This window comes from Streptomyces sp. (assembly GCF_050698815.1).
Lineage (GTDB): Bacteria > Actinomycetota > Actinomycetes > Streptomycetales > Streptomycetaceae > Streptomyces.
In genome coordinates this window covers 1-3,932 of sequence record NZ_JBOHCV010000552.1, presented here as the reverse complement: position 1 = coordinate 3,932, position 3,932 = coordinate 1, and the positions used below count along the sequence as shown (strand labels likewise).

Annotated in this window: 5 protein-coding genes; all 5 read right to left on the bottom strand. The window is 68.2% G+C overall.

The features are described from left to right. A partial coding sequence (gene gvpJ / locus ACRDP3_RS19965; RefSeq protein WP_431518338.1) for a gas vesicle protein GvpJ occupies nt 1-271 on the bottom strand: 271 nt, incomplete at its 3' end. Between the two features lie 76 nt (nt 272-347). Beyond that, nucleotides 348-692, bottom strand: coding sequence for a gas vesicle protein (locus ACRDP3_RS19960; protein WP_431518337.1), 345 nt, complete (start codon nt 690-692; stop codon nt 348-350). Between the two features lie 177 nt (nt 693-869). Beyond that, nucleotides 870-1,691, bottom strand: coding sequence for a carbohydrate ABC transporter permease (locus tag ACRDP3_RS19955; protein ID WP_431518336.1), 822 nt, complete (start codon nt 1,689-1,691; stop codon nt 870-872). Then, entirely contained in the window at nt 1,688-2,605 is a 918-nt protein-coding gene (locus tag ACRDP3_RS19950) for a carbohydrate ABC transporter permease (protein WP_431518335.1), read from the bottom strand. Before ACRDP3_RS19950 ends, ACRDP3_RS19955 begins: the two co-directional genes overlap by 4 nt. Continuing rightward, nucleotides 2,602-3,932 (bottom strand): extracellular solute-binding protein (locus ACRDP3_RS19945; RefSeq protein ID WP_431518334.1); only part of this gene is annotated, 1,331 nt, incomplete at its 5' end. The genes ACRDP3_RS19950 and ACRDP3_RS19945, both read right to left, overlap by 4 nt.

The window sequence follows — 3,932 nt, the reverse complement described above, 5'->3', positions numbered from 1 at the left end:
TGTCGCCGACGATGTCGGTGAGCTGGGTCGGGGCCTTGCGGCCGGACTCGAGGTCCAGCCGGTTGCACGCCTCGGCGAAGCGCAGGTACGTGTCCACGCTGGCGACGACCACCCGGACGTCGATCTTGAGTATCTCGATGCCCACGATGGACACCCGCACGAACGCGTCGATCACAAGACCACGGTCCAGGATCAGTTCGAGGACGTCGTAGAGGTTGCCGGAGCCGCTTCCGCTGCCGGAGGAGGAAGAATTTTGCGGTACTACACTCATGTTTGATCTTCCTTTCCCGAGGAGGACATCCGCGGTGAAGCTCACCGGTACTCACCGATGCGTCACCGGTCAGAGGTCACTTCCGCTGATCGATCTGCCCGCGCGAATAACGGCTGGTGCGCTCGTAGCCGAGCAGGTTTCCCTGTCCGTCGAGCTGCACCCGGTAGGACCCCATGACGCTGGTGGTCTCCGGAATGCGCTCGATCTCGACCACCTCGACGTCCGCCTGCCAGCCCTCGTCCGTGGCCTTGACCGCGGACACCGAGCCCGGTTCACGCTGCAGAAGTTCGGCGAGTTGTCCGGCTGCGAGGCGCATCGCCTCGGCCACCGCGACCCGGCCGTTCTGTGAACGACCGCCCGCGCTCTCCTCTTCGCTTCGGCTCTGACTGTCTTTGCTGCTTTTGTCGTCCGATGTCGGCATGCTCTCACCCTCCCAAACCGGTCGGGAAGACCCTCTTCCGGGCCTCACTGCAACTCGCGGATGCTGTTGGGTGCCCCGGCTTCGCACACCTATGCGCCACGAAACCTGTGAATATGGAGCACGGAACGATCACTCCAAGTGCCCGGCCGCACACGGCGCCTTCACGTACCGGCCGGGTTACTCCTTGACCGCGCCGCTGAGCATGCCCTCGATGAAGCGGCGTTGCAGGGCCACGTAGACCACCACGACCGGCAGGGCGATGAGCACGGAGGCCGCCGCGAGCAGGGCCGTCTCGGAGCTGTGCCGGCCCTGGAAGAAGGCGAGTCCGAGCGGCACCGTACGGTGAGCTTCGTCACTCACCATCACCAGCGCCATCAGGAATTCGTTCCAGGTCCACATGAAGACGATGACGACCATGGTGGACACAGCCGGGCGTCCCATCGGCACCAGAACGCGCCACAGCGTGGACCAGCTTGACGCCCCGTCGATCCGGGCCGCCTCGATGACGGAGCGCGGGCTGTTGCGGAAGTAGGCGCGCATCCAGAAGACGCCGAAGGCGAGCGACTGCGCGGTCTGCGGCAGGATCAGCGCCCAGTAGGTGTCGGTCAGTTCCCAGTACCGCAGGTCGAAGTAGAGCGGGACGACCAGGGCCTCCTGCGGCAGCGTCAGGCCGATGACGAAGAGGTAGAAGAGCACGTTCGAACCGGGGAAGCGCATCACCCCGAAGGCGTAGGCGGCGAGCACCGCCAGCACGGAGGTGACCACGACCACGACCACGGTGACCAGCACGGAGTTGGTCAGGTACGTGCCGAAGTGGCCCCGGGTCCAGGCGTCCGCGAAGTTGCCCCAGTTGATCCCGTCCGGCAGCGAGAAACCGGGGTTGAGCGAGGACCGGGGGCCGAAGGCGGTGGAGAGGATGCCCACCACGGGGGTGAGGCTGATGACGGTGAACAGGGCCAGGATGCCGTAGGTGACGCTGCGTTCGATCCGGCCGGTCATCGGGTACGTCCTTCTGCGAGCCGTGCGACGGTGACCGTCAGCACGAAGATCAGCACGGTCAGGCCCACGCCCATCGCCGCAGCGGAGCCGACCTCGTTGGTCTCGAACGCGCGGTGGTAGACCTCGTAGGCGGGCACCGAGGTGGCGTTGCCGGGGCCGCCGCTGGTGGTGATGTAGATCAGGTCGAAGTTGCGCAGGCCGGCGACGATGGTGAGGGTCAGGGCGACCGCGATCTCGGCGCGCAGTCCGGGGAGGGTGACGGCGAAGAACTCCCGCAGCGCACCTGCCCCGTCCAGCCGGGCCGCCTCGTACAGCTCGCGCGGGATGCGCTGCGCCCCGGCCAGGAACAGCACCAGGCACAGCCCGGTCTCCACCCAGGTGCCGATCGCGCCGACCGCGGGCAGTGCCCAGGTGTAGTCGCCGAGCCAGAAGCGGGTGAGCGCGTCGAGGCCGACCGCCCGCAGGGTATCGTTGAGCAGCCCGTCGGGCGCCAGGATCGACCGCCAGGCGACCCCGACGACGACCATCGCCAGCACCTGCGGCAGGAACAGCACGGTGCGGAAGAAGGTCATGCCCCGCACCCGGAACCGGGACAGCGCGGAGGAGAGCAGCAGCCCGACCGCCACCGGCAGCGCCGCGTAGAACAGCAGCAGCACCAGCGCGTGCACGAACGGGCCGCGCAGCGTGGGATCGGTCAGCAGGCCCTGGTAGTTGTCGAGCCCGGCCCAGGTGGCGACGGTCAGGCCGTCCCAGTGCAGCAGCGAGAGCCACACGGTCTGGCCGAAGGGGAAGAGCAGGAAGACGCCGTAGAGGGCGAGGGCGGGCAGCACGTAGAGGTAGCCGATCGCACGCGGCCGGCCCGGGGCCTGACGGCGGTAGCGGCCGGCGACGTAGCGCGGGAGTCGGCCGCTCACCGCTTCGGCTTCGCTTCCGCGCGCTTCTTGTCCTCGAAGTCGGTGTACGCGCGCTGCATCGAGGCCGACAGCTTGTCCGGGGAGATGCTTCCGTCGATGACGCCCTGGAGGTCGGCGGAGAGGGAGTCGTAGAAGGTGGGGGTGGTGTAGTCCAGGTAGGGCACCAGACCGTCGGCCCCGTTCAGCCGCCGCCAGCCGTCGATCATCTGCCCGTCGACGCTGCTTGTGGGTACTACGCGGGCGGCCCGGCCGGGCACGGCCGGCAGCACACCCTCCTCGGTCATCACATCGGCGGCGTGCTTGCTGGTGATGAAGTTCAGGTAGGCGGCCGCCACTTGGGGGTGCTTGGAACGGGAGGTGACCGACCAGGCAAGGCCCTGCCCGCCGGTGGTCACCGGCCCCGCGCCCGCCTTGACGGGCGGTGGCGGCATGAAGCCGAGCTTGTCGCCCATGGGCTTCTTCAGGTCGGCGAGCTGCCAGGTGCCGGTGATGAGGAAGGCGCCCTTGCCGTCGGCGAACTTCTTCGCGGCGTCGTCGTATCCGGTGCCGTTGGCGCCCTTGGGCAGGTAGCCGCGCCGCTTCCAGTCGCCGAGGGTACGGGCGGCCTCCCGGGTCGGATCGTTGTCGAAGCCCTTGCCGCGGCCCAGGACGGTATCGCGGGTCGCTTCCGCTCCCCCGGCCTGGTTCTGCAGCACACCGAAGGTGTGGATGGCCGGGTACTTGTCGAGGTTGCCGAACTGGACGGGCAGTTGGCCCTCCTCCTTGAGCCGGGGCAGTGCGTCGGTGAGTTCCCCCCAGGTCTTCGGCGGCTTCATTCCGGCCTTCTCGAGGACGTCCTTGTTGTAGTAGACGCCGATGTACTCGCCGGTCTGGGAGATGCCGTAGAGCCGTCCGGTGCCGAAGGTACGGCCGTCAGCCGAGACCCGGTTGAGGTTGAGCAGGGTGGCCGGATAGCGGGTGTTCCAGGCGTAGATGCCGGCGTAGTCGTCGAGCGGGCTGAGCAGTCCCGCCTTCACGAAGGCGACCATGTCGGAGTAACCCTGGTTGGCCTGGATGACGTCGGGCGGCTTGTTCCCGGAGATGGCCAGCTTGAGGGTTTTCTTGAGGTCGGCGAAGCTGCGGGCCACCCGCTTGATGCGGACGTTGGGGTACTTCCGCTCGAACTCCTTGTTGAGCCGCTCCAGTTCGGCGTTCTGGCCGCCGCGTATCTCCTGGTCCCAGACCGTCAGCGTGACCTTGCCGGCCTTCGCCGGGTCGGGTGCGGCGCTCGCGGCGCCACCCGGGCCGGCCGCGCCGGCGGCGGACCCGTCGGTGCCGGGCACGCAGG

Excerpts from the sequence above, each read along its gene's own strand:
- ACRDP3_RS19960 (WP_431518337.1), bottom strand. The coding sequence starts at position 692 with ATGCCGACATCGGACGACAAAAGCAGCAAAGACAGTCAGAGCCGAAGC.
- ACRDP3_RS19955 (WP_431518336.1), bottom strand. The coding sequence starts at position 1,691 with ATGACCGGCCGGATCGAACGCAGCGTCACCTACGGCATCCTGGCCCTG.